Genomic DNA, 4858 nt, shown 5'->3' on the forward strand with positions numbered 1-4858 from the left:
AACCGGCCGGCGCGCCCAGCGCGACTGATGTCACGCAGAGCCCGCGGAGCCAGGCCGCGGTCAGCGGAGATCAACGTCAACCCGGCGTTGAGAAGCACCCGGCACATCTCCGGGCGCCGCCTGAACAACCGCCCCACCAGCCGGAAACTGCGGGCGAATGTCTCCGCCGGATCCTCGCCCTCGACGGTGAGCTTGTCGAGTATCGCGCCGAGGTCGTCGAGTACCTCATTGACCGCGGCCTCGAACAGCTCTTCCTTGCTGTCGAAGTGGTTGCAGGCCCCGGTCTCCCGAAGCTGACCCCAGCCGCAAGCTAAGCCCTGGCTGCTGAAGCCGACCAGAGCGCATCGTGAGGGTCCGCGACTGTGGGTTCGGTGTGGCCGTAGCAGCTTGCCGAAAATGGGGTGCCGGTAAGGATCGTGGCACCAGGACCGAGCGAGGTTGGCGCCGGGTCAGACGGGTGTCGGTAACGCGTGTAGCCGTTCTCGGTATTGCTCAGGGCTTCAACGACACCATTCCGCCGCCACGGCGCGACGGTGGTGATGGTGCCACCCGAGCAGTCCGCTGATCTGCGTGATTACTACAACAAGCACACCAAGACTGATCGGCTCGACTCCAAAGTGCTTGCCCGGCTTCCCCTTTTGCACCCCGAGGGGCTGCACCGCGAGGACTCGCTGGGCCCCGGCGACGAGCTGAAGCGGGCGGTCAAGATCCGCTCTGGGCTGGTGCATCGGCGCACCGCGTGCATGGCCCGCCTTGATGCGCTGCTGGAGATCCTCGGGCCGGCGTGGATCGCCGCGCTGGGTTCGGATATGACGTTGACCGCGCTGCGGTTTTTGGCCCGGTACGCCAACCCGGTCCAGGTCAAACGCCTCGGCAAGGCCCGCCTGGCGGCGTTTTTCCGCCGCTCCAGCCGCCAGGCATGGGCAGACGAACGCGCCGACGCGGTCATCGAAGCCGCCGCGACCACGCTCCGGCTGTGGGGAGCAGACGGCGGCGAGCTCGACTTCGACGCGCTGGGCGCCGATATCGCCGCCGAAGCCCGGCTCGCGCTGACCCTGACCGACGAGATCAATGGGTTCGACAAGCGCATCGGCGCGCTCTACGACAAGGCCGACCCGGCCGGGATCGTGCGCTCGGTACCCGGCGCCGGCCGCGTCTGCGCACCCCAGATCCTCGGACGACTCGGCGACCCAACACGATTCGCCAACCTGGCCGCGGTCCGCTCCTTCGCCGGGCTGGTCCCGGCCGCCGACTCCTCCGGCCAAGCCGACGGCCACCGCGGACCGACCAAGGCCGGCGATTGCTGCCTGCGCGAGGCCCTGTTCATCGCCGCCGACCACGCCCGCAAGGTCGACCCCACCCTGGCCGTCCGCTACCAGCGGCTCATGCTCGCCGGTAAGCACCACGATTCCGCGGTCTGCACGCTGGCTGCGGTCCTGCTCACCCGAATCGCCGCCTGTCTGCGCGCCGGCACCCACTACCTATTGCGCGACACCGACGGCCGCGTCATCACCGAAGCCCAAGGACGCGCCATCGTCGCCGAACGCTACACCGTGCCACCCGAGGTCCGTGCCGCCCGGCGCAAGGTCACCCCCCACAGACACCCACGACGCAACGAGCGGAACGAGCGTGCCAAGACAGGAGTCGCCACGCGCTCCAAGGCTCGCCCGTTCCGCAACCAGCATGAACCGCCCACCGCTTTCGTCGCAACACTTGACATCGGTTGAGAACTCAACCGCGCCGAGAACTCTCACCAGCCCACGCGGCAACGCGAGCGGGCGATGAAACGCTTCAAGTCGATCCGGCACGCGCAACGGTTCCTGTCCGCGTTCAGCGGCATCTCGCCGCACTTTCGGCCCCGTCGGCACCTGCTGTCGGCGGCCGACTACCCCACAGGTGATGGCCGACCGCTTCGCGGTCTGGAACGCGATCACCGGGGCGACGACCACGGCCGCCGCCTGAATCGGCGACTGGGACAGGACGTTTCGTCCAAGCCACGGCTCATCACCCCGAATCATCCCACCGGCCAATTAGGTTGACTCAAGTTGACAGTGCCCTCAGAATGGCCACTGCCAACTCGTGATCTCCTCAGGGTCGATACCGAACTCGTAGGCGTGGCTCTTAGCCTCTATCTGACGGTTGAGCAGCGCCTCCCGAACGCCGGCTCCGGTGACCTGGAAGCGAGGCATTCGGTCGATGGCGTCAATTGCGAGGCTGAAGCGATCCGTTTGGTTCTGGATGGCCAATTCCAGTGGGGTGTTTATGTTTCCCTTCTCCTTGTATCCGCGCACGTGGATGTTGTGCTGGCCCGGTCGGCGATAGGTAAGCCGATGAATCAGCCAAGGATAGGAATGGAAGTTGAAGATGACCGGCTTGTTTGGGGCGAAGATGGCCTCGAACTCGTGATCCGTTAGGCCGTGCGGATGTTCCGTGCTAGGAACCAGCCGGAAGAGATCGACCACATTTACGAACCGCACCTTCACGTCGGGTAGGTGCTGGCGAAGCAGTGCGGTGGCGGCCAAAGACTCCATCGTTGGGCAGTCGCCGCAGCCAGCCATGACTACATCAGGCTCGGCTCCCTGGTCGTTGCTGGCCCAATTCCAGATGCCGAGGCCTTTGGTGCAGTGCTCGATTGCCGCTTCCATGTCCAGGTACTGCAGATGCACTTGCTTGTCGGCGACAATAACGTTGACGTAGTTGACACTTCGTAGGCAGTGATCAGCAACAGACAGCAGGCAGTTACCGTCGGGTGGCAGGTAGACGCGGACGACATCGGGACTCTTGTTGGCGATCACGTCGAGAAAACCCGGGTCCTGATGCGTGAAGCCGTTATGATCCTGTCGCCAGACTAATGCGGTGATTAGTAGGTTCAGTGACGACACCTTTGCCCGCCACGGCAGTTCGTTACATTTTTCCAGCCACTTGGCGTGCTGATTAAACATCGAGTCTATGACGTGTATGAACGGCTCGTAGCTGTTGAGTAAGCCGTGCCGACCGCTCAGGAGGTAACCCTCCAGCCATCCTTCGACGGTGTGCTCGCTCAGGATCTCCATCACGCGTCCGTTGGGAGCGAGCTCACCGCCGTCCGCGTCCTCGGGAAAGTACTCTCCCAGCCAGACTTTCTTGGCGACGTCATAAATCGCCTCGAGCTTGTTGGATTGCGTTTCATCCGGTCCGAAGACGCGGAAGCGGTCCATATTCAGCCGCATCACTTCCCGCAGGAAGTTGCCGAGTGTCGGGACGTTCCCGGCCAAGGTAGCGCCGGGTTTTTTGACTTCGACCCCAAAACTCCGAAAATCGGGCATATCCAGCGGCTTGCGAACCAGACCACCATTCGCGATCGGATTTGCACTCATCCGCCGATTTCCCTTGGGAGCCAGAGTCTTCAACTCTGGCACTAACCGACCGCTCTCATCGAAGAGCTCTTCGGGCTTGTAACCGCGTAACCAGCTTTCAAGCAGTTTCAAATGCCTTGGATTTGTAGCTACGTCCGTAATGGGGATCTGGTGCGCGCGCCAGAAGCCTTCGAGGTAGTGATCATCAACCTGCCGCGGCGCCGTCCATCCCTTGGGACTGCGCAAGACGATCATCGGCCAGCGCGGCCGGACCGCTCTACCGGTCTCACGTGCCTCATCCTGGATTTTGCGAATCTCGAGTACGCAATGCTCCAGTGTCGCAGCCATCGCCTGATGCATGCTCTGAGGATCGCTGCCTTCGACGAAGTACGGCGTGTACCCGTATCCAACGAACAGCGCTTCCAGCTCTTCATGGCTGATGCGGGCGAGGACGGTGGGGTTATTGATCTTGTAGCCGTTGAGATGCAGGACAGGCAGCACCGCGCCGTCAACTACTGGATTAAGGAACTTGTTGCTGTGCCAGCTGGTCGCGAGCGGGCCGGTCTCGGACTCACCGTCACCCACCATCACAAGCGTGATCAGGTCTGGATGGTCATACACCGTCCCGTAGGCGTGCGAGATGCTGTAACCGAGCTCTCCGCCTTCGTGGATGCTGCCAGGGGTTTCGGGAGTCGCATGACTGCCAATCCCTCCCGGGAAGCTGAACTGCTTGAAGAAGCGCTGCATCCCGGCAAGATCTTCGCTCTTATCCGGGTAGATTTCGGAGTACGTGCCTTCGAGGTACGCGTTCGACAATACGGCAGGCGCGCCGTGTCCGGGGCCCGAGATGAAGATCGCATTTAGGTCATACTTGTTGATCAGCCGGTTGAAGTGAATGTAGGTGAAGCTCTGGCCAGGGTCGGAGCCCCAGTGGCCCAACAGTCGGGGCTTGGTTTGCTCGATTTTCAGCGGCTCGCGCAGTAGAGGATTTTCCTTCAGATAGAGCATCCCCAAAGAGAGGTAGAGACTGGCGCGCCAGTAAGCGTCGATCTTGCGGAGTTCTTCGGCGCTGAGCGGTGTCCCCTTAATCGTCGAGCGAGCGGTACCGTATGCGGAGATCTTTTCATCGGCGTGAACTTCCTGCGACGTTTTCGCTGGCGTACTCATGGTTCGGAATCTCCTTGGGTCACGGACCCATTGATAATCGATGTGTACCCGCAGTGCGGCTCGTCGAAGTGCTCGCACGACAATCGTTCGTCGTCTATCTCCTTGTATCGGCAGCGTCTTCGAGCATGCCTACTCGGAGCCCAGCGCGCCGAGCATCCTGCCGCCCACGACAATGGCCGCGTGGTCTTCAAGTCTTCAGCGGTGCGCCGCCCGCCTACACCGGCGTTACCGGCAACGAATGTTCGTGCGCGAGGACATGCAATTCTTCGCGCCGGCACCGGTTTCGATTAAGGACACCGACGCCGCGGTTCAGACGATAGCACACGACCCGGATACCAGTAAGGAAAGTTCTCATG

At 62.2% G+C, this 4858-nt stretch carries 2 protein-coding genes and 2 pseudogenes; 2 read left to right on the forward strand and 2 right to left on the reverse strand.

The features are described 5' to 3' along the window. Positions 1-272, reverse strand: a pseudogene (locus tag ACLP9N_RS11610) (TetR/AcrR family transcriptional regulator); the annotation flags it as partial. A gap of 216 nt (positions 273-488) precedes the next feature. Between ACLP9N_RS11610 and ACLP9N_RS11615 the strand changes: the two are divergent. Next, positions 489-1727: a transposase gene (locus ACLP9N_RS11615; protein WP_442407546.1), complete on the forward strand. Its 1239-nt coding sequence runs from the start codon at positions 489-491 to the stop codon at positions 1725-1727. 6 nt (positions 1728-1733) lie between these two features. Continuing rightward, positions 1734-1962, forward strand: a pseudogene (locus ACLP9N_RS11620) (IS6 family transposase); the annotation flags it as partial. Between the two features lie 95 nt (positions 1963-2057). On the opposite strand, the gene ACLP9N_RS11625 reads toward ACLP9N_RS11620, so the two are convergent. Next, entirely contained in the window at positions 2058-4502 is a 2445-nt protein-coding gene (locus ACLP9N_RS11625; protein WP_442407547.1) for a phosphoketolase family protein, read from the reverse strand. Between the last annotated feature and the right edge of the window lie 356 nt (positions 4503-4858).

It is taken from the genome of Mycobacterium sp. (genome assembly GCF_052144515.1).
In the GTDB taxonomy this organism is placed as follows: Bacteria; Actinomycetota; Actinomycetes; order Mycobacteriales; family Mycobacteriaceae; genus Mycobacterium.